The organism is Klebsiella sp. K47 (genome assembly GCF_051858335.1).
GTDB classification, from domain to species: domain Bacteria; phylum Pseudomonadota; class Gammaproteobacteria; order Enterobacterales; family Enterobacteriaceae; genus Klebsiella; species Klebsiella pneumoniae.
This window is the reverse complement of record NZ_JBPYUI010000420.1, coordinates 1-224: the sequence shown is the minus strand read 5'-3', so window position 1 is coordinate 224 and position 224 is coordinate 1. Positions and strand designations below refer to the sequence as shown.

1 pseudogene is annotated in these 224 nt (G+C 64.3%); it reads right to left on the bottom strand.

The annotated features are described in order from the left end of the window. Window positions 1-224 (bottom strand): annotated as a pseudogene (locus RRF55_RS28635) (MFS transporter); the annotation flags it as partial.

The following is a 224-nucleotide window of genomic DNA, read 5'->3' as shown; positions in this document are numbered from 1 at the left end:
GGCCCAGAAGAAACGCCCGCCGATGTTGAACAGGCTCAGCAACCCGGTGAAGCCGGCGGCAATGGCGGCAATCTGCGCCAGTTGCGTGGCATCCAGCTGGCTGAAGCTCAGGTCGTTGCCCAGTAGCTTGCCGGCGAACACTTCCTGCAGCAGCGGCGAGGCCATGCCCAGAATGCCGATGCCGGCCGACACGTTAAGGCACAGCACCAGCCAGATCAGCGCGA